Here is an 18015-nt window from a genome sequence, read left to right on the forward strand (position 1 = left end):
CTGTATGTCAATGTTTCAGAAAAAAAAATGAAAATTTGATCGAGTGCTGATTTCTTTAGCACGAGAACATGAGATCGAACCAAAATATTGCAAAGTTTTGAACAAAACTTGAACTGCCTCGTGTCTCCATAGCCAAGACGAATGCAGTTTAAATAAGCTAAGCCAGCTCTCAAAAGTCCTTTATGACCCGAACCAAAAATTGTACCTCTTAAACCCCCACCGCAAGCGGCTCTCCGGGGTTTGTGCGCATGGAGTAATGCGGTTGTACTGGGTATGTGCGCACAACCCTCTACAAGCCGCATTCTACCGTTAGCCTATAGCTGAATCCCCGGCTTGAAAAATTGCACGCTTATGGTTGCCCCTCGCTCAACGATTAAGGCTTCAACTTCCCCCATGCGCCTCTCCCAGCCGAAGGCTGGGCGGGCTGTATATCGATTTGCCTTCCTCTGTGGCGTTTATGACCCTGTTTAGCGTTCTGAGCGTGAGGCTGTGGGTTAGGGTTACTCTTCTCTTTAAACGCTAAATCACTCCTGAATCTCCACTGTTAAAGCACTTTGCGTTGATGCTTGGCGCTTCTCTTGGCTGTCGTTATTGTTTTGGCTTTGGTGTCATCAATCGCTCGATTCTTGCTACCTGTCTGAGTGATTACTATCTGGTGTCATCAATTTAGGGTTTGACTAAATGCTACCACCAATGCAATGATGCTACCGTTTTGTGATACCAGACGGGAGAGGTGAACCATGAGGACTTTTATCTACTGCCGCGTTTCAACACGCGAGCAGGATACGCAGAATCAGGTGCTGGCTATTGAGCGTTCCGGGTACAAGGTGCCTGAAAGCAGGGTAATCAGCGAGGACATTTCCGGCAGCGTTCAGGCTATGCAGCGCCCTAAGTTCCGGGCGATGGTTGAGCACAAGCTGGAAGCGGGAGATCAGCTTGTCGTGCTGAAACTGGACAGGCTGGGGCGCGACAACATCGACGTGCAACAGACCATCGACATGCTGTTAGAACGTGGCGTGAAGGTGGTGTCTCTTGACCTGCCAGCGCGTGATCTGACTTCATCTGAGGGCAAGCTAATCCGCCAGATGTTTGGAGCCTTTGCTGAGTTCGAGCGGAACCGTATCCGTGAGAGGACACTAGACGGGCTGGAGAAGGCGAAAGCCAATGGCGTTAAGCTGGGACGCAAGGAAGCCACCGACACCACTCAAAAGGTGCAGGAGCTGCGGAGTGAGGGGCTGTCTCAATCGAAGGTAGCGAAGCGTCTCGGCGTTAGCGTGAGCACCGTTAAACGCCACTGGAACAAGGGCGAGGGGTGATGACCTACAAGCGAACAAGGTGCTACGACTGGCCGTTACTGGGCTGTGGGTGATGGATGGCCTACAGCTTTCGTATTAATTTCAGAGCGTTATGTTATGCGCGATGTCGTAATGCTATGATTTATAATGTATTTTCGTATTACTTGCGGCTCTCGATGTGAAGAGGTGGCGGGGCTTTAGCCGTGCCAGACGATGAACATCGAGATCAGATTGTGAATGTGATTCATCACTGAACAATTCGAGGGATGGGGCAGGGGAAGGGATCAAAGGCTGCGTTGTCCAATCACTAAGCTAGATTTGAAGCTGGTCAACACGTTAGTAGTATCTTTAAAGTTGCATTTAAAATGCATGTACAAAAAAGGGTTCTTCCCTTACATCCCTTCTCCTAAATGTAGTTACGAGTGCTTCGCTCTCTTCACGTGCTGCGCTTCTCGCTATGCTCCAGCCCGCTCCATCGCCTTTGGCTCATTCCCGGTCTTCGCCCGCTGCTGATGCTCGGCCACTCTACGCAACCGTGCTTGCCGTGGCAGGCAACGCGGCGGGGATGTGTAGTGGAACGGTACTCTTTATCGGTATGATTAATGTAATCAACCACATACTGTTATCGGTAGGTATTCTTCAAAACATCTTCATTCATTTCTGTATCGTTCAATCATCTTTCTTGTTCGTTTCCTTTCAGGTCTTAGCCGTTGGTCATCGGTCTTACTGCCTGCTGTGCTACTGCCAGCTATGGCACGCCGTCACGGTCTACTGTCTGTTACCTGTCCTACTGCCTTCACTGTCTGCCGTCTGTCAGTCCTACGGTCTGCCATCCGTCATCCGTTCGGCGCTCGCTCGAATCGGCTGCGCCGCGCTCGCTCTGCGTATCTAGCGATACTTATCACTATAGTAGCTTTCATAATTATCTAATGATTACAGTAACTTATATTTTTAATTTTAAAGGCTACTAATAAGGAGATATAGAGCATTACTTGCACGTTTTAAACCTACTTAAAACTGCTCTGTTAAATGCGCCCAGCCCATACGCAATAAGGCTTTGCAGGGTGTTGAACGAAAAATGATCAAATTAAAGTGTCTAATAAGGAGAAAGAACAGCTCCCGAATTGCGACAAACTCTCCGATTTTGAGAGCATCTATTAAGGCAGATAGAACCCCCGACGCAACCACTGCCACGAAAACCTCTATAAGGGCAGAGAGTCTGCCGCACCTGTACCACCGCCCCAACCTGAGCTAATACCTACCCCTATTTTCTGGAGATTTCACCATGCCAACGAATCTACGCCGCCTGCTTGAGCAGGCTGCTGACGCCGAGCTGCTCAATACTGCAAACGCAGATGTGCAGCAAATGATCGCTGACGGGATTGTTATTCGACGTTCCAAGATATGCCCCGTAAAGCGTAAACCCGTTAAGGCGGCATACAACACAAAGACCGAAGAGTTTTATTACAATGCTGATGGCTCCGCTATGACCCTGCGGGAGTGGCGAGCGCTGCACGGTGTTCAACCGAAGAAGCAAAAACAGCGCTCTGACACGGGGTTGCGGCAAGTCATCCAGCCCGGTGACGCAATTCATTGCCGATGCGCTGAGCTGGAGCTGTGGTTAAACAAGAAGCCTGCTCGTTATGCTGACCCGCTGCCGCCAGATTTTCCCGGTGTTCGCGTAGATGATGCCGCATTGAAACCGCGCGAGCACGCCGTTCCGGCATCGACAACCGGGCAGAATGCTTTTCTCAAAGCCTGCCGCGAGTTCCTGATTTGCGATGAGAAGACCATGCACCACATCAACAGGGGCATGAATAAACTGGAAGCGATGCGCAATTCAGATTTCAAACGCTACGGGGACTCAGCGGAGTTTCGTCAATTGTGGTGTGGTGAGTCGAAACCTACCGAGGATAAATTTAACAGTACAAATCATCATTGTGACCCAAACGGCTTGGCAGTGCCGCCGTCTGTGCCGTCACTGAATACAGCCTCTTATGAGTTCCGCCCGCTGGTTCGCTGTGACCGAAACGCACGCGTTAGCCTGTTGCCACCCGATGGGCTGGAGTGGAGGCCGGGGCAGTTGTCTGTTGCTGATGCGATCTTCTCCCGTGGTAGTGATGTGCTGGCCGTTCTGCCTACGGGTTATGGCAAGACCGCCGCCTTCGCTTATCCATTGATTTATGAGTCCCGCGCTGGCGTTGGCCTGTCTGTAATCGTGGTTCCCACTAATACCCTAAAGCGCCAGATTCTCCGCCAGTTGCGGGATGCTGGCGTTCACGCTGTGGCATTCGGTGACAAGTTGCCGAGGCACCGCAACGCTCAACAACTCGCGGGGCTGGCTGCCGGGGCGTTCCGTGTTGCTGTCGTTTCACCTGAGCATCTTGTTCCGTCGAGTCAGGTCTTTGCGGCGCTGATGGCTTACGGCGTTGATCGTTTTATTATCGATGAGGCACACACGGTCAAAGACTGGGATTTCCGCCCAGCTTACGACGCAATGCAGCACACACTACAGAATGCTTTTCCCTCGGCTCAGCGCTGCGTATTTACGGCTACTCTACTATGTGAAAATGAGCGCGGTTTAATGGAGGCGCTGGGATGCCGTGGCGATTACGTCACATTCCGTGCTGATGTTGCTCGCGAGAATATCCAGTTGATTCCGGTCAGGCAGTGCCGCCAGCGATACCGTGCGGCTGTTGGTCTGGCTGAGGCTCTGCCGGATGAAGAGAAGACGCTCATTCTCGTCAATGACCTTAAGACGTTGCGGGCGTACCTGAAGCTCTTGGGCGACCGGGCGCGGCCATATCACTCGAAGACGATACACCTGAGCAACGAGGAACGCCACGCAAACGCTGAGTGGTTTGCCTCTACGCCGGGCGCGATTCTGATTGCTACTAAAGCCTTCGGGCTGGGTGCTGATGTTCCTGATATCCGTAACGTTGTCGTGACATACGTCCCCGATGACTTGCCTGATCTCGTTCAGATGATTGGACGTGCCGGGCGCGATGGGGAACCTGCCCGAGCATTTCTGCTGTGGTCATCGCTGGCGCTGGATGTTGCGCCTGATGAGCTTGCTTACTTCTACCGCCCTGAAAACTGCAACTGGCAGTACATCGCTAAATACCTCTGAGTCGAAAGGCTCTCCCTGATTCTCTGGAGTTAATCATATGCCTGTTACCGAACATGCGCAGCGTCGTGCTGCGCGTGCGGATGCGCTCATCACCGCACAACTTGCCTTTGCCCTGAACGGCTATTCCTTTGATGGATTGGCTGAGCGCCACCGCCAGACCCTTAACCGTGAGGCTTTGTTACGTCAAGCAAGTACGCCACTACAGCGGTATTGCCTGCTCAATAGCTGTGAGTCTTGGGAATGTCTGGCCGCTGTGCTGAATAGATTCCGACGCCGGGAGGATGGCGCTCGTCTTTGGCCGACCTATCGCATGGCTCGTGAGGTCTTTAATGGGACTGTTCACCCTGCCGACAAGACGCGCGACGAGATATTTCAATCTGTGCAGCGTCGCCTGTTTTTACCAAAGCCAGTACATGCCGAGGTCATTCAACACCTGCGTGCAATGGGACTAACTGGAGACAACCACCAATGACGAAATCTGAATTTGAAAATGAAACGTGGCGAATGAAAGGCTTGCTTCTTGGGGCGCTGATTCGCCGCCTTGAGGAAGACAAGGCTGGTGAGTCGCGCATGGCCGCAGCGGAGTTATCCAGTGCGGTCAACTTCCTTAAGGCCAATGCCGTAGAAGCGCCGGACACGTCATTTAACCGTGTATTTGAGGATGACGAGCAATGACACCCGCAGAGTTTAGAGCATGGTTTGCCACCCTGCCGCCGAATTATCAGAGCGCCGCACGCACCATGTACGACAACGCCCGCAAGTCGGGCACACATACCGCATCAAGCCTTGCGCTGATCCACACGTTGGTTACTGACCAGATTAAATTTGATTCGGAGTTTAATTTATGACTTTGAGTATTACCGATATCCAGCGCATTAACGCGCTGGCTCATAAGCACCTAAAGAACAATGAAGAGATTGCAGCGGAGACAGGTCATACCCTGACCGATATTGATGCTGTAATCCGTGGCGTCTATGTCGATGACTTGGCCGAAAATTGGAAAGACGATGCTGATATCACTCTGGCGGAGTACAACGCCATCCGCAGCCGCTATAAGCCCGGCAAGCTGCACCGCGATACAGAGTTTATGATTGCCCGCGATATGCTGATTCGCCCTGAGACTGTGCTGGCTATCGCCCATTCCCGCTTTAGCAACGTCCACACGCACCCAGTGCCGAAAGCCGTCAAAGCAAAGCCGGAGAAAGCGAAAGTAGTGCGCAAGTTGGTGCCTACTGATTTAGATGAAATCCACAAGTTAGAGCGCTTCGGTTGGCCTGCTGCGGAGATCGCCGGGAAGCTGGGCGTCCCTGTTGAAGTCGTCGCGCATGTGCAACGCTGCCTGAGAAATCGTTGGTCGTACCCGGATACTCTGGAGTCTGTTAACTCCAAATTCAGCGAGGCTGAATGATGGCAGAGAACGAACCGCTGCACCCCGCCGTTAACCCTGATCTCTATGTGAACCTTGACGAACAGCGTGAAGGATACGCTCCGATTGAATCACGGGGTTGGGATGTGCTGACGCAGAACCTGACCGGGAAAGGTCGAACTGACCCCAGCCAAACACTTAACCAGAATCCGAAACAACGTCCGCGCGGCTCCGTTGGTGAGCGCCGTTGGTTTCTTAAACGTGGATTACTTTAACGAGGAATTACCATGAGCAAAACTATTGTATTGCTGCCGCCACGCAAGAATACAGACTGGGCTGCACAATTAAAGCTGATTTCTGAATCGCTTGAGGTGAGTCAGGCAGACCTCGCCCGTGCATATCAGGTTGACCGTCAGGATATGGGGAAAGCGTATCACGGTGTACGCAAACTGCCGGAGCGTTGTGTGCCTGTTCATATGCTTTTGTTAGCGCAGGTACACGACTTTAGAGCATTATCAGGAGAATAATTTATGTCTGACCAGAATGTTAATCCGTACCTTTCCGGTGCTGATGCTGCGCCGCAGCAATCGCCATACATGGCTGCACCTGTTGGCGCTGGCAATGGCGCATCCCGCTTTAGCTCTGCGCCTGCTGATGCTGATTTCCTCCGTACCCAGCCCGTTAACGGCAATGATGGCGGCCAATGGAATAGTAGCAATATTGCGAATCAGCAAGATCAGAACGCGGACAGCGCCGGGGCGCAGGTGGGCGATACTATCCCCCTGATGGACGGAAGCGCTGTAGAGTTGACTCCTGAACTTCATGGGCTGATGGGGCAGTTTCACCAGTCTGTCGAAAGCCAGTTAGGGCAGGGAACAGTTGACGCCATGTTGCAGTTCGCTGGTACGCTCGACGCCGGGACGCAATCTACCCTTGAACGGATGGTTATGTCTGGCGACCCTGCACAGATGCAGCGGGCGGTTCAGTATCTGCAAGAGCGTATGGCCGCTGGCTCTGCCACTGGTTATGTCCCGTCGCAGGGGAACACATATGGTCAGCCCGCAGCGCAACCTGTCGGTATGTCTCATGCCGAGTTTATCGCAGCGTATGACCAGCTTTCGCAGTGGGCGCAGCAATCAGGGTATGGCCCCGGCCATCGCCAGTACGACGAACAATACCGTGCTCTCGTTGCGCAGCGCTCCGCTGGCAAACGTGCTGGCCGCTAACGCCCAACGGTGGAATGCGCCCTGCAAGACTGAGTGCGCACCAACCCGGTACTACCACACCAATCTATGCGCATGAGTCCCCGCAAGCCGCATTCTGCGCGGCATCTGAAAGCCTATTTTTAATTAACCGAGGTTCGTAATGAGCACCTGTAATTTCCATGCCGTGGAGCGTGTCGCTGACGTGCGCCCGGATTTCGCCTTGCCGCTGGGTAGATGCGACCACATTTACCCTGAGCGTGTGCAGCACGTTTTCAATCCAGACGAAGCGGTTTATATCGTTGCACGGTCTGCCACATCCGGCACTCGCACATCTGGCGTTAGCCGTGGGCTTTCCCTTGTGCTGCCGCCGAAGATGGCCGAGCGGATGCGCGAACGTGAACGGCACGAGAAGAATCGAGCCAGACCCCGCAAGGTGATCACTGAGGCGATACGCGCTGACATTATCGATCGTTCTGCAAAAGGCCAGAAGAATCGTTACATCGCAAGCAAGGTTGGCGTGTCTGAAACCTCTGTGCGGAAGGTGTTGAACATGGCGCGTATGAGTGCGCACTAATGCAAGGTAATACGTTCGCCTTACTTCACGCGCACTAACCCCTGAGAACCGCGCCAGCTCTGGCCTCACAACGCCCATTTCGGGGCACCTCATCCCTTTAATCGATACCGTTCTGAATCCTGCCTCGGCGGGAGGATTCCGCACGTCTGCGCCATGACGATGGTGCGGTCTTCATCAACCTACGTAGGAGTTTTGTTTATGGCTGATACTTCGTACAGTCCCGATCTGTTTCGCCCACATTATGGCGGGGTGGAATCCGACAATGATATTCACATCGAGGCTTATAACCGGGATGTCCAGACCCGTTTAGAGTCCAAATCCGTATTTCTGGCCGAGGGGCTGTCTACATACAGGCCGCTGAAAGCCAGCAACCAATACCGCATTGATCGCCTGAGCGGAGATCTGGAGGTGAAGGGCAGAACCGCAGGGCAATCGCTGGAGCCTACCGCCGTTAAGTCGGACAAGCTGATTATCTCTGTGGATACGCTGAGTTATATCCGCATCCCGATTGACTATCAGGACGACTGGACAGCGCCCACCTATCGTGCAGAGCTGAGCCGCAACATGGGGACAGCCCATGCGAAGTTCTACGACGAAGCGCACACCATCCAGCTAATTAAAGCGACTGACTTTGTACCACCGCCGACACTGCAACCAACGTTTAACCCGCTTACAGATAACGTTGTCCCGCTCAATCTGACCACGGGCAGTGAAGAGGACGCGGCAAATGAGCTGGTTCACGCCATTAAAGCGGCTGCTAATCGCTTCCTCACTGAGAAAGATATTCCGGTGGCCGAGCTGGTACTGCTTATCGACCCGGCTTGGTTCAGCATCCTGATGGAACATAAGAAGCTGATGAACGTGCGCTATAGCCGGGATGGCGGCAACGATTACGCATGGCGTCGTGTTGGATATGTCGCTGGGGTGCGAGTTATTGAGCTGAACAGTTACCCGCAGGAAGCCATAACCGCGCATGAGCTGGGCGCTGATTATGATGTGACCGCAGGGGAAGCGCTGACACGGGCGACGCTGTTCCGGCCTGCGTCTGTACTTGTGACAGTCGAAGCGCAGAGCGTTATCAATCGCCAGTGGGATGATGAGCGCGAAATGACGATGGTGATGGACTCATATCGCCTGTTTAATGTTGGGTTGCGTCGCCCGGACTGCGTTATCAATTTCCGACAAGCTGTGTAACTGGAGGGGCTGAGTCATGGTTAATGATGCTTACGCCCCTGAGTTATTGCGATCCCTTTTCCTGTATGACCCGGTGACAGGTCGCCTGCACCATAAAGCTAACCGACGCCGGGTTAAGGCTGGCTCCTATGCTGACTCCACCCGGCGAGCTGATGGCTATCGTCAAGTTGCCCTGCGACTCGATGGTAAACAGTATCAGCTTAAAGCCCATCGCGTGGTTTGGATTCTGGAGCATGGCGCTATTCCTGATGGTCTGCAAGTTGACCACATCAACGGTATCCGTGATGACAATCGCCTATGCAATCTGCGCTTGGTTACGCAGCGGGAAAACGACCAGAACCGACGCAAGGCAAGGGGGTATAGCTGGAATAAGGGCTGTAGCAAATGGGAGGCTTACATACGCGTTGATGGTGTACTCCGTCACCTTGGCTTATTTACTACCGAAGCGGCGGCGCGTGCTGCCTATCTAAAAGCTAAAGCCAGATACCATCCCTCAACGCCAGCCGATTTGTTGCAGGCTGCCTAATCCTCGGAGGTTCCATATATGGCTGATGAAAAGCCAATTAAACCGCTGGCATGTGATGACCCACGCCGCCAGCGGTACGCCGAACTGTTGGCGCAGGCTGGCCGCATGACTATTCCCCGACTGCATCCGGGCGATGCTAATAGTGTTATGAGTCAGCTTGCGACAACGCTCGGCGCACCTGTCCCGATAGTGGGTGCTATGACGGAGCACGCCGCTGCATGGCGTGCCTGTCTGCTGGATCAAGGACTTGGCGATCTTCTGGATGGATTGAGTAAACAGGTGCTGACAATCTTCTTTCTGCTCTGCTGGAGAGACAGCGCCTTGCGATTGGCCGATAAGCAAAAGGAACGGCTTACAGCGGCCAGCGAGGGTTTGACCATTGAGCAATACCGGGCAATGCACCCGGCTTACAGAGAGGATAAATAAGATGATAACCACGATTAAGCTGAGGTGGCGGTACATCGAGCCGCCGCCAATGACTGGCGCACTTGCTGACCTGAAACAATGGGTAATTGATGCCGGAGAGCCTGAGCTTGAAGATGAATTTCGTAAGCTGCTGGGGCTAATGCGCCGCAACGGTATCAGTGACGAACGCGTTAATGCGATGGCTGATGAGCTTTATGTTCTGGTTTGCCAACGCCAGCGCGAAGAATACGAAGCCTGCAAGCGGGCCGCGTCTGACAATGGAGATTTTGAATCATGGTTACACGGACAGACCAGCTACTAAGAAAAGCTATGAGGGGCTATCTGGAACACCTTGGCAACATGCCGCTGGCGGAACGGATTACAAATGCTGCTGTATTCGAAGATGTGTATCGCTTTTTGTTGAATGGTTCCGGGCGGCTGGAGCTGCGCCGCGCTGACGTGGCTGCCGTCCGTGTCTTCCTTTGGAACTATCAATACCGCCGCTGTGCTGTGACAGGTAAGCCGCTGCGCCTTGCGTCTGCCGTGCTGGATCACTGCCACCGAACCGGGCGCGTGCGTGCTGTGGTGCATCGATCTGCTAACGCTGCCGAGGGAGGCCATTATGCAGGAAGTTTATGTGGGCTGACCCACGCCAGTATGAGCGTAATGTTGGTAAGTTACCGACGCCAATACAAGGGGATAGGAGTTATCTATCCCCATAAAACTGAGCAACTTACTTAGCTGGGCTTAAGTTCATTGTACTAGCCTACACATTAGAGATGCGTAGGCTAGGCAGAATGTGTCTGATAACTAGCACTTCCACTCTTAAAAACATCGTTGTATAGTTTTTAAACTGCGTTTTAGGATGATGCTTATGTACAAGAGATGGGTTGCGTGGGGGTCTGTTTGCATAGTTGTTATTGCGCTTTTGGGAACGGTTCAGTTACCAACGTCTGAAGATATAACCTTCGGTAAGCGTTTACTTCAAAATATTGGGGTGCTTAGCTCTCTACTTTCTGTAGTTGTATTAATCATTGTGGCTATCTTTCTATTAGATGGCATGATGAATCGAAAATATTCGTTTAAAGTTGAACGGCTTAGTTTTGGCGGTTTAAATATTCTTTTTGATAACTCTGATGCCCTTTTTATAAAGTCTATACAGAATTTTCTCGACACGAAAAGGACGCTTTTTAAAATAAACGTCCAGCAGGATGCTTTTGATGAGGTATTTAATTCTTATTACGAGGTCTATCAATTTATTCGTGTTGAGATGCGAGTTCTGAATATTAAAAGGAAAAAAGATCTTGAGTTATATATGTTGGCGAATACTATGCTCAAAAAACTAAATGCATTTCTGACTGAGCACCAAAATAATTATAGGCGCTGGCATAAGTATGTCTCAGATAAAGATGAAGTTAAAATTGACGAGAAGCCTGATGGTGAAGCAATTGTTCTTAGGTATCATCTGACGCCAATCGGTAAAATTCAGACTTACTATTATCATTTTAATAAACTTGTTAATGATTTTACTGATCTGAATAAATTCTTTCAAGATAGTGTTGCCAGCAAGTTTAGTATTGACATGGATAAATGGAGCAACTAATGCATAAAACATTTCTAAGTTATCATCATGCTAATGAACAGGATTTAAAAGATAGTATAATAGAGACATATGGCGGGGAATCTTTTATCGATAAATCCGTAAGCGACGGTGACATTAGTACTGATGTAAGTGAAGAATACATCATGCGTAAGATACGCGAGGAATATCTAGCTGATACTACAGTTACTGTTGTGCTTATCGGGAGAGAGACAGCCCAACGTCCATTTGTGAATTCAGAAATTCAGGCATCTCTATGGGGAGAAAATCCAGCGGGATTGATAGGTGTCGTCAGAGATGAAATCTGGAATGAAGTTTTTACCGATGCTGTATGTTCTGATTTTCGCTGTAACTGTGGAGTGAGTTTAAGGCAGATTTCTACTGGTTATACACTATATCTTCCTTATCTGGTGCAAGGTAATCATCGTTTTCAAAAAACAGTTCCGCATTACACTGATGAGGAAGTGTATTGTGCAGTGGTAAGGTATTCCGATTTTATTGCTGATTGCGAAAAATATATTGATGAAGCATTTAATAAACGAGCAATTATGAATCCTGCTGTTAAAAGAAATGCAGATACAGTTCCTGCTATCCGAGCTAAACTTAGACTATGGTAACGATTGGCTGCGCTTGAGTTAACAGCGCAGCCATAGTCAAATAATTTAAGTAAAAAATAATTCAATTCGCAAGTTTTTTATTTACCTGATGTCTTTTTATGACAACAATTCGACGTATCTTTTTAGTTCAATCGTTGAGGCGCTATTTCTTGAATAGGTTTTGAAACTTTCTGTACTTCCGCGCTCATGGCCTACTAGTAGCGCGATTCTATCCTCTGGCACTTGAGCACGGTCGAGCTGTTGCACAAAAGCATGGCGGAGTGAGTGAAACACTTTTCTCTCTGCGGCAGGTTCGCCCAGCGCTTTACGCTTTGCTCGCGTGAATTGCTGCGTATGCCACGTTGAGCGCTTCCCATCGGCTCGGTCTGTGATTGAGGCGTGATAGAACAGAAAACCGCTATGTGTGGTCTTGAGCAACGACTTCACGAGAGGGATTATCTTGCTGTGTACAGGGACGACTCGCGCCGCGCTCTTGGTCTTTCCCTCGGTGATCTCAAAGCACAATACACCCTCGATATTTTTAATGCTGCTTTCACGTAGCGTACATATTTCATTAAGCCGCATACCGCTGTATGCACCAATAGCCGTTACCGCCTTCATCTCGTCATCAAGCAAGGAATAGATCTTTGCCAGCTCTCCCGGTGCGAAGACTTCATAGCTGACCTTGCTGCTTTTTGCTTCGAGCGCATGACCACGCCAAGGATTGTCCTGTGGCGCATCGTGATAGCGATTGCGTGCCAAATCCCAAATCTGTGCCAGTGCGCTTATATAGTTCTGGATGGTTTGCGGCGCTCGCTCAGTTTTGAGCTTATCTAACCAGCCTGTAACTATGGTTCGGTTAATATCCCGCAACTGAATATCTTTCTTTTTCAGGTGGGTTAACAGCACCTCTACGGCTTTGTTGGTCTTGGATAGCGTGGTCAGCTTTCTCTTCTCGCTGTATTGGAGAAGATACAGATCGCGCATTTTAAGTAGGGAAGGGCAAGCCTGAACCGATGCACCAAATGATGCGGGGGCTTCCTTGGCGTACACACTGACACGACGTAGTTCATCAATGATTTGGTCTACAGATGACCCGCCTTGTGGCTTTAGCAGATTCCGTAAGCGAGTCCATTCCAAAGCAATAGCATCGCGAAACAAACGCGCTTGCCGTATGTCTCGTGTCCCTGTGCTTTTCATAAAGTAGCGCTTCCCTTGGAACAGGTGGCGCATGTAGATGGGAATAGCTATCCGCACGAGGTAATTCCCGCAGGGATCTAAAACTAGATAACGATCTCTCTTGAAACTCATACAAACCCCGGTTATGTTGTCGGGGCTTTTTCATGGCTAAACAGTCTGTGAAATGTGCCGGGGTTATGAGCTTTAGTCTAGCTAGTTCAACGAGTTAACGATGATTGTTGAAGCAAGCTAAGCCGCCTAAACCCGTGCCGGTTCGAGTCCGGCCTTCGGCACCATAAAAAGCTTTTTTCAAGTCTATCAACGTCTATTTTAGTCCATAAAAACAGTAAGTTAAGCAGGTTTCTGGCTTTTCTTAGTCTGTCCACGTCTACTCAATTCCTTGAACATATACCAACTGATGATGGTATAACTGATGGTATTCCCGGTTCGATTGATTTTGGTACCAACACTGGAGGTATCAACTGATGGCTCTCACCGATATCAAAGTTAGGACTACCAAGCCCTCCGACAAACCCTTCAAACTCACCGATGGGCAGGGTATGCACCTGCTAATCAATCCCAATGGTTCAAAATACTGGCGACTCCAATACCGTTTCGATGGCAAACAGAAAGTTTTAGCATTGGGTGTTTATCCAATGGTCTCTCTTGGTGAAGCTCGCAGGAAGCGAGATGAAGCCAAAAAGTTGGTATCTGATGGTATCGATCCTTCTGAGAAGAAAAAAGCAGACAAAATCGAGCAGAGCGAAGCCCTGACATTCGAAGCTGTTGCAAGGGATTGGCATACTGCCTGTAAAAGGAAATGGTCAGAATCTCATAGTGAAAGGGTTTTAAAGAGCCTTGAAGATAACCTTTTCTCTTCCATAGGAAAGAGAAAAATAGCCGAGCTTAAAACCAAGGATCTTCTCGTTCCAGTCAAAATTGTTGAGACTTCTGGACGACTAGAAGTAGCTGCTCGTTTGCAACAACGAACCACAGCAATAATGCGATATGCTGTCCAGAACGGGCTGATAGATTACAACCCTGCCCAGGAGATGGCAGGAGCTATTGCGGTAGCTAAAAGAGTCCACAGGCCAGCCTTGCCATTCGAACGATTCTCAGAACTTTTAGAACGAATTGATAGTTTCAAGGGTAGAAAACTCACGAAGTTAGCCGTAAAGCTGACATTGCTCATTTTCATTCGTTCCAGTGAACTCAGATTTGCAAGATGGTCGGAAATCGATTTCGAGAATGCTATGTGGACTATTCCCGCTGAACGAGAACCATTACCAGGAGTGAAACATTCGCACCGTGGTTCGAAAATGCGAACTCCACACCTTGTTCCTTTGAGTTGTCAGGCATTGGCTGTGTTGACGGAAATTAAAGAGATCAGCGGTGATCATGAACTCGTGTTCATTGGCGACCATAATTTCAGAAAGCCTATGAGTGAAAATACGGTAAACAAGGCTTTGAGGTCTATGGGCTATGACACAACCGTGGAGGTCTGTGGACATGGATTCAGGGCTATGGCTTGTAGTGCCTTGATTGAATCCGGCTTGTGGTCGAAAGATGCTGTTGAACGGCAAATGAGCCATCAGGAGCGGAACTCAGTTCGTGCTGCCTACATACATAAAGCAGAGCACCTTGATGAGAGAAAGCTTATGTTGCAGTGGTGGGCCGATTACCTTGACCTCCTTAGAATACGACAAGTTTCACCATTTGATTTTAAAAAGACTTAACTATGAATAAGTAGTTAATTAATCGTTCTCCCTTATCAACCTTGTTAAGGGAGAAGTAATTCAAATAAGCAGTGTTAACTCATTCAAGCTTTGAATACAGTGGAGGGATTAATGAAAGTAGTAAGCCCTTATGAAGAATTAAAAAGCTGGTTTAGTCTCGAAAACTATGAGCAGTTAAAATCACTTACAATCAAAGAACTGCATACAGAGCTTGCCTTTAGAGAAGCGATTTTCGACAGTGTAAATTTTGGTTGGGAAGATGATAATCAAAATTTAAGGTCTATCCTTGAAGGTAATCCTATTTTAAGCATACAAGATAATAATCATGGTCATTTTGGCAAGGGCCAAAGACATGTTGCGCAGGTTAGCTTTGGTGATATAAAAAAATTAGAGAACAAGTTAATAATGTTTAGCATGGATTTTTTTGAAGAAAATGGCGATTTCAAAAAAGAGTTGAAAAAGAAACCAATAACAAAAACTATGAGAGACTTTTTTCTTAACCAAAATAGCAGCAAAATATATGTTTCATTTGATTTAGGAATGTCCAGCGATGAAGAAATTATAACAGCCTTACAAACGATGCTACCCATTCTCAGGAAAGAATATGAAATTGAGCCAGTAAAAACAGAAAAAATTGGACTGGCAAAGATAAGAAAACTTGTCGATTACAATATTATCCCAATGATGGATCTATTGATTTGGGCAAAATTTAAAAAAGTAAAAATCTCAAATATGGTCTTGTCTCGTGTCTTGTATCCCGACTTTACAAGTGAGATCAGAGGAGAAGATCACATTAAAGATACAGACAGGCCTGTTGCAGAGAAGTCATTGAATGGAGAAACAACCCGTAGTCTCGAATACTTTATCAGCAAAAACAGCCATCTCCTCAACATACCGATTTCTGAACTCGGCTCTTTCTAGTTGTAAATCATCATGTTAATTGTCAAGGGGAGGGCGTAAATATTTTCCTTCCCCGGAATTTCCTTTCATTCTTCCCTCATCTAACTTTTCAGTTATCAGCATTCCCTTCATAGATACAAATCTGTGTGGCTAATATCTTCGTAACGGAAGCGGAGGAGACAGCCAAATGACTACAACTAATCAAAGCTTAATTCGTTTACCAGAAGTCTTGAAACGAACTGGTTTCGGCAAAGCCTGGATCTATCGTCTGATCAAAGATGGTAAGTTTCCTGCCCCTGTCAAAATTGGAACTCGTGCTGTTGCTTTTGTCGAGAGTGAAGTTGACGAGTGGATTCAATCAGTTATCGAAACAAGCAGAATAAAAGTTGCTTAATTAAATCTGGGAGAGATTGTTATGAATATCGAAGAATTTATGAGTGAAGAAAACTATATGTGCAATTTAGGCGAAGATCTTTTTGGTAAGATTTTCGAACCCGGAGCGATTTATGACTTACCTGATAATGAATTTAACAGAAAGATTGTTTACTGGTTAAGCCAGTATTTAGTTGGGAATCTGAGAGAACCGCTAGATGCGATTTTTGAGCTTAATATTTTCGATCAGTTTTATGTCTATGAAACATGGTTCTCGCTAATTAAATGTCCTGATGAAACGAAACTCCTAGCGAAGCAGATAATTTTATATCTATTGGACTAAGAGCTTTTTATGAAAATGTAAAGTTTGGCTCCATATTTTGGCTTAAAACCTTACAGAATAACTTACATTATTTTTATGACCGTTTATTTGTAAGGCAGTGAGATAGTTTTCGAAGTATTAGGTGTACATAATAATAACTAGATCTACCAGATGATAATTTGACAGGAATAATCGTCTATCTCACTGTTATAATTTAACTAAATGGCTTAATTGATTCAAATAAATTTGTAAATCTACGAAATGCTTATTATTAATATATTGGAATTATACTTTTTGTAAAGTTTAGGAGGAAAATATGCGTAGTATTTGTGTGGATTCTTTTATGTTCGAAAATGGTGAGAGATATTGTCATATTGTAAATAAAAATACTGGTGAACCATTGTATTATCCTAACTTGTATATAACAACACAGGTCAGGAATCGGTCAGAGTCTATATCAACAATGAAGGTTATTGCCGGTAGCATTTCATTGTTATATCGATTCTTTATGAGGAAAGAGATCAATATTGATGAAAGAATTCAGAAAAAGATATTTCTGGCTCCTCATGAAATTGAAGATTTGATTGAATTCACTTCATTCAATTTCCGAGATGGCGAGGATGATAACTTTAGGAGTTCAAATGTCAAAAAACCAACTAAGTACTTTCGGATTACAACCATAGCTAACTATCTGGAATGGCTGTGCAAAATACATCTTTCTCATACAGGACAGAAGGATACTCTCAAATATATTTTAGATTTCATTAACAACATAAAAAGAAAGAAACCGAGAAACAATGATAAATATAATATGGAAATCGAAAAAAGCTTAGACAAAGCACAATTAGATTCTTTATTCAGCATACTTTCGCCAGGGAGTAACTTGAACCCGTTTACGGAAAAAGTGCAACAAAGAAACAATCTAATATTCCTTCTATTACATTGCTTTGGTTTGAGAGCAGGTGAACTTTTGAATCTGCGTATTGGCGATATGGATTTTGCAGAATCAACAATCGCAATAAGAAGGAGAGCAAATGATAAAACAGATCCACGAGTTTATCAGCCATTAGTGAAGACGTGTGAGAGAAAATTAATTGCTGACACAAAACTTATATATGAAATTTCAGATTATATTTTGAATGATCGTAGGAAAGTTAAAAATGCTAATAAGCATGATTTTCTGTTTATTACCTATAAGGAAGGGAAGACCCAAGGGCAACCTCTGTCATTTTCCTCATACCATAAGATAGTGAGTGTTGTTCGTCAATCATCCTCACTTCTACGTGGATTAACAGGTCATAAATTACGACACACATGGAATTATGAGTTCTCAAAAACAATAGACAATGCCCAAGATATATCCGATGAAAAAGAACAGCAAATCCGTTCTTATCTCATGGGATGGCGACCTGGTTCAGATACTTCAATAATTTATAATCGCAGGCATATTTTTGAGCTATCGAAAAAAACTGCACTTGAACAACAAGAGCAACTATTCAAAGGAGAATTTGATGAATAATTTAATTAAATACAACTCGGATAAAATGTCTTTGCATGAACATAAAATCGTCAGTTCGATTGAAAATAACGGAATCAATCTTACAAACTTAATATT

23 protein-coding genes and 1 pseudogene are annotated in these 18015 nt (G+C 47.2%); 23 read left to right on the forward strand and 1 reads right to left on the reverse strand.

Annotation, left to right across the window (positions count from 1 at the left end; translation table 11 throughout):
- Positions 1 to 740 precede the first annotated feature (740 nt).
- The 17 genes from N6P30_RS23045 (at position 741) to N6P30_RS23125 (ending at position 11912) form a co-directional block, all read left to right on the forward strand.
- Positions 741 to 1316 (forward strand): recombinase family protein, encoded by a 576-nt coding sequence (locus tag N6P30_RS23045; protein ID WP_260629982.1) that lies wholly within the window; start codon positions 741 to 743, stop codon positions 1314 to 1316.
- Between the two features lie 1264 nt (positions 1317 to 2580).
- The gene (locus N6P30_RS23050; RefSeq protein WP_058673239.1) at positions 2581 to 4425 is read left to right on the forward strand and encodes a DEAD/DEAH box helicase; all 1845 of its coding nucleotides are present in this window, start codon (positions 2581 to 2583) and stop codon (positions 4423 to 4425) included.
- A gap of 37 nt (positions 4426 to 4462) precedes the next feature.
- Positions 4463 to 4897 carry a hypothetical protein gene (locus N6P30_RS23055; RefSeq protein ID WP_058673238.1) on the forward strand — a complete coding sequence of 145 codons (435 nt, stop codon included), beginning with the start codon at positions 4463 to 4465 and terminating at the stop codon, positions 4895 to 4897.
- Positions 4894 to 5100, forward strand: a complete 207-nt coding sequence (locus tag N6P30_RS23060) for a hypothetical protein (RefSeq protein ID WP_015387042.1) — start codon at positions 4894 to 4896, stop codon at positions 5098 to 5100. The genes N6P30_RS23055 and N6P30_RS23060 overlap by 4 nt, the downstream gene beginning before the upstream one ends.
- Positions 5097 to 5273, forward strand: coding sequence for a hypothetical protein (locus N6P30_RS23065; protein WP_164472300.1), 177 nt, complete (start codon positions 5097 to 5099; stop codon positions 5271 to 5273). Before N6P30_RS23060 ends, N6P30_RS23065 begins: the two co-directional genes overlap by 4 nt.
- A complete protein-coding gene (locus tag N6P30_RS23070) occupies positions 5270 to 5833 on the forward strand; it encodes a hypothetical protein (RefSeq protein WP_015387041.1) in 564 nt (187 codons plus the stop codon). The genes N6P30_RS23065 and N6P30_RS23070 overlap by 4 nt, the downstream gene beginning before the upstream one ends.
- Positions 5830 to 6066 carry a hypothetical protein gene (locus N6P30_RS23075; protein WP_225828720.1) on the forward strand — a complete coding sequence of 79 codons (237 nt, stop codon included), beginning with the start codon at positions 5830 to 5832 and terminating at the stop codon, positions 6064 to 6066. The genes N6P30_RS23070 and N6P30_RS23075 overlap by 4 nt, the downstream gene beginning before the upstream one ends.
- A gap of 12 nt (positions 6067 to 6078) precedes the next feature.
- Positions 6079 to 6318 (forward strand): hypothetical protein, encoded by a 240-nt coding sequence (locus tag N6P30_RS23080; RefSeq protein ID WP_000047583.1) that lies wholly within the window; start codon positions 6079 to 6081, stop codon positions 6316 to 6318.
- A 3-nt stretch (positions 6319 to 6321) separates the two neighbouring features.
- Positions 6322 to 7017, forward strand: a complete 696-nt coding sequence (locus tag N6P30_RS23085) for a hypothetical protein (protein ID WP_058673237.1) — start codon at positions 6322 to 6324, stop codon at positions 7015 to 7017.
- 139 nt (positions 7018 to 7156) lie between these two features.
- Positions 7157 to 7570: a hypothetical protein gene (locus N6P30_RS23090; protein ID WP_035892801.1), complete on the forward strand. Its 414-nt coding sequence runs from the start codon at positions 7157 to 7159 to the stop codon at positions 7568 to 7570.
- Between the two features lie 198 nt (positions 7571 to 7768).
- On the forward strand, positions 7769 to 8764 hold the full coding sequence (locus N6P30_RS23095) for a capsid protein (protein ID WP_154827257.1): 996 nt from the start codon (positions 7769 to 7771) through the stop codon (positions 8762 to 8764).
- A 16-nt stretch (positions 8765 to 8780) separates the two neighbouring features.
- Positions 8781 to 9290 (forward strand): HNH endonuclease signature motif containing protein, encoded by a 510-nt coding sequence (locus N6P30_RS23100; protein ID WP_072207086.1) that lies wholly within the window; start codon positions 8781 to 8783, stop codon positions 9288 to 9290.
- An 18-nt stretch (positions 9291 to 9308) separates the two neighbouring features.
- Positions 9309 to 9716 (forward strand): hypothetical protein, encoded by a 408-nt coding sequence (locus N6P30_RS23105; protein ID WP_007798617.1) that lies wholly within the window; start codon positions 9309 to 9311, stop codon positions 9714 to 9716.
- Position 9717: 1 nt separating this feature from the next.
- Positions 9718 to 10017: a hypothetical protein gene (locus N6P30_RS23110; protein WP_007798620.1), complete on the forward strand. Its 300-nt coding sequence runs from the start codon at positions 9718 to 9720 to the stop codon at positions 10015 to 10017.
- Positions 9990 to 10436, forward strand: a complete 447-nt coding sequence (locus N6P30_RS23115; protein ID WP_032978129.1) for an endonuclease domain-containing protein — start codon at positions 9990 to 9992, stop codon at positions 10434 to 10436. Before N6P30_RS23110 ends, N6P30_RS23115 begins: the two co-directional genes overlap by 28 nt.
- Positions 10437 to 10569: 133 nt before the next feature.
- On the forward strand, positions 10570 to 11298 hold the full coding sequence (locus N6P30_RS23120) for a hypothetical protein (protein ID WP_023293399.1): 729 nt from the start codon (positions 10570 to 10572) through the stop codon (positions 11296 to 11298).
- Entirely contained in the window at positions 11298 to 11912 is a 615-nt protein-coding gene (locus N6P30_RS23125; RefSeq protein ID WP_023293398.1) for a TIR domain-containing protein, read from the forward strand. The genes N6P30_RS23120 and N6P30_RS23125 overlap by 1 nt, the downstream gene beginning before the upstream one ends.
- Before the next feature lie 96 nt (positions 11913 to 12008).
- Here N6P30_RS23125 and N6P30_RS23130 read toward each other — a convergent pair whose 3' ends face one another.
- Positions 12009 to 13202 (reverse strand): site-specific integrase, encoded by a 1194-nt coding sequence (locus N6P30_RS23130; protein WP_032676838.1) that lies wholly within the window; start codon positions 13200 to 13202, stop codon positions 12009 to 12011.
- 353 nt (positions 13203 to 13555) lie between these two features.
- Here N6P30_RS23130 and N6P30_RS23135 point away from each other — a divergent pair, with 353 nt between their 5' ends.
- The 6 genes and pseudogenes from N6P30_RS23135 to N6P30_RS23160 form a co-directional block, all read left to right on the forward strand.
- Positions 13556 to 14806 carry a tyrosine-type recombinase/integrase gene (locus tag N6P30_RS23135; RefSeq protein WP_023316351.1) on the forward strand — a complete coding sequence of 417 codons (1251 nt, stop codon included), beginning with the start codon at positions 13556 to 13558 and terminating at the stop codon, positions 14804 to 14806.
- Positions 14807 to 14917: 111 nt separating this feature from the next.
- Entirely contained in the window at positions 14918 to 15727 is an 810-nt protein-coding gene (locus tag N6P30_RS23140) for a DUF6387 family protein (RefSeq protein WP_023316352.1), read from the forward strand.
- A 166-nt stretch (positions 15728 to 15893) separates the two neighbouring features.
- Complete coding sequence (locus N6P30_RS23145; protein WP_260629983.1) at positions 15894 to 16100, forward strand: helix-turn-helix transcriptional regulator; 207 nt, start codon at positions 15894 to 15896, stop codon at positions 16098 to 16100.
- 21 nt (positions 16101 to 16121) lie between these two features.
- On the forward strand, positions 16122 to 16421 hold the full coding sequence (locus N6P30_RS23150; protein ID WP_260629984.1) for a hypothetical protein: 300 nt from the start codon (positions 16122 to 16124) through the stop codon (positions 16419 to 16421).
- A gap of 295 nt (positions 16422 to 16716) precedes the next feature.
- Entirely contained in the window at positions 16717 to 17919 is a 1203-nt protein-coding gene (locus N6P30_RS23155; protein WP_260629985.1) for a tyrosine-type recombinase/integrase, read from the forward strand.
- Positions 17852 to 18015, forward strand: a pseudogene (locus N6P30_RS23160) (site-specific integrase); the annotation flags it as partial. The gene N6P30_RS23155 and the pseudogene N6P30_RS23160, both read left to right, overlap by 68 nt.

Origin of the sequence: Enterobacter sp. PL1, from assembly GCF_945957325.1 — a bacterium.
GTDB lineage: Bacteria > Pseudomonadota > Gammaproteobacteria > Enterobacterales > Enterobacteriaceae > Enterobacter > Enterobacter roggenkampii.

Excerpts from the sequence above, each read along its gene's own strand:
- N6P30_RS23150 (WP_260629984.1), top strand. The coding sequence starts at position 16,122 with ATGAATATCGAAGAATTTATGAGTGAAGAAAACTATATGTGCAATTTA.
- N6P30_RS23135 (WP_023316351.1), top strand. The coding sequence starts at position 13,556 with ATGGCTCTCACCGATATCAAAGTTAGGACTACCAAGCCCTCCGACAAA.
- N6P30_RS23065 (WP_164472300.1), top strand. The coding sequence starts at position 5,097 with ATGACACCCGCAGAGTTTAGAGCATGGTTTGCCACCCTGCCGCCGAAT.
- N6P30_RS23110 (WP_007798620.1), top strand. The coding sequence starts at position 9,718 with ATGATAACCACGATTAAGCTGAGGTGGCGGTACATCGAGCCGCCGCCA.
- N6P30_RS23090 (WP_035892801.1), top strand. The coding sequence starts at position 7,157 with ATGAGCACCTGTAATTTCCATGCCGTGGAGCGTGTCGCTGACGTGCGC.
- N6P30_RS23120 (WP_023293399.1), top strand. The coding sequence starts at position 10,570 with ATGTACAAGAGATGGGTTGCGTGGGGGTCTGTTTGCATAGTTGTTATT.
- N6P30_RS23140 (WP_023316352.1), top strand. The coding sequence starts at position 14,918 with ATGAAAGTAGTAAGCCCTTATGAAGAATTAAAAAGCTGGTTTAGTCTC.
- N6P30_RS23080 (WP_000047583.1), top strand. The coding sequence starts at position 6,079 with ATGAGCAAAACTATTGTATTGCTGCCGCCACGCAAGAATACAGACTGG.
- N6P30_RS23055 (WP_058673238.1), top strand. The coding sequence starts at position 4,463 with ATGCCTGTTACCGAACATGCGCAGCGTCGTGCTGCGCGTGCGGATGCG.
- N6P30_RS23095 (WP_154827257.1), top strand. The coding sequence starts at position 7,769 with ATGGCTGATACTTCGTACAGTCCCGATCTGTTTCGCCCACATTATGGC.
- N6P30_RS23155 (WP_260629985.1), top strand. The coding sequence starts at position 16,717 with ATGCGTAGTATTTGTGTGGATTCTTTTATGTTCGAAAATGGTGAGAGA.
- N6P30_RS23075 (WP_225828720.1), top strand. The coding sequence starts at position 5,830 with ATGATGGCAGAGAACGAACCGCTGCACCCCGCCGTTAACCCTGATCTC.
- N6P30_RS23060 (WP_015387042.1), top strand. The coding sequence starts at position 4,894 with ATGACGAAATCTGAATTTGAAAATGAAACGTGGCGAATGAAAGGCTTG.
- N6P30_RS23045 (WP_260629982.1), top strand. The coding sequence starts at position 741 with ATGAGGACTTTTATCTACTGCCGCGTTTCAACACGCGAGCAGGATACG.
- N6P30_RS23115 (WP_032978129.1), top strand. The coding sequence starts at position 9,990 with ATGGTTACACGGACAGACCAGCTACTAAGAAAAGCTATGAGGGGCTAT.
- N6P30_RS23105 (WP_007798617.1), top strand. The coding sequence starts at position 9,309 with ATGGCTGATGAAAAGCCAATTAAACCGCTGGCATGTGATGACCCACGC.
- N6P30_RS23085 (WP_058673237.1), top strand. The coding sequence starts at position 6,322 with ATGTCTGACCAGAATGTTAATCCGTACCTTTCCGGTGCTGATGCTGCG.
- N6P30_RS23050 (WP_058673239.1), top strand. The coding sequence starts at position 2,581 with ATGCCAACGAATCTACGCCGCCTGCTTGAGCAGGCTGCTGACGCCGAG.
- N6P30_RS23100 (WP_072207086.1), top strand. The coding sequence starts at position 8,781 with ATGGTTAATGATGCTTACGCCCCTGAGTTATTGCGATCCCTTTTCCTG.
- N6P30_RS23145 (WP_260629983.1), top strand. The coding sequence starts at position 15,894 with ATGACTACAACTAATCAAAGCTTAATTCGTTTACCAGAAGTCTTGAAA.
- N6P30_RS23070 (WP_015387041.1), top strand. The coding sequence starts at position 5,270 with ATGACTTTGAGTATTACCGATATCCAGCGCATTAACGCGCTGGCTCAT.
- N6P30_RS23125 (WP_023293398.1), top strand. The coding sequence starts at position 11,298 with ATGCATAAAACATTTCTAAGTTATCATCATGCTAATGAACAGGATTTA.
- N6P30_RS23130 (WP_032676838.1), bottom strand. The coding sequence starts at position 13,202 with ATGAGTTTCAAGAGAGATCGTTATCTAGTTTTAGATCCCTGCGGGAAT.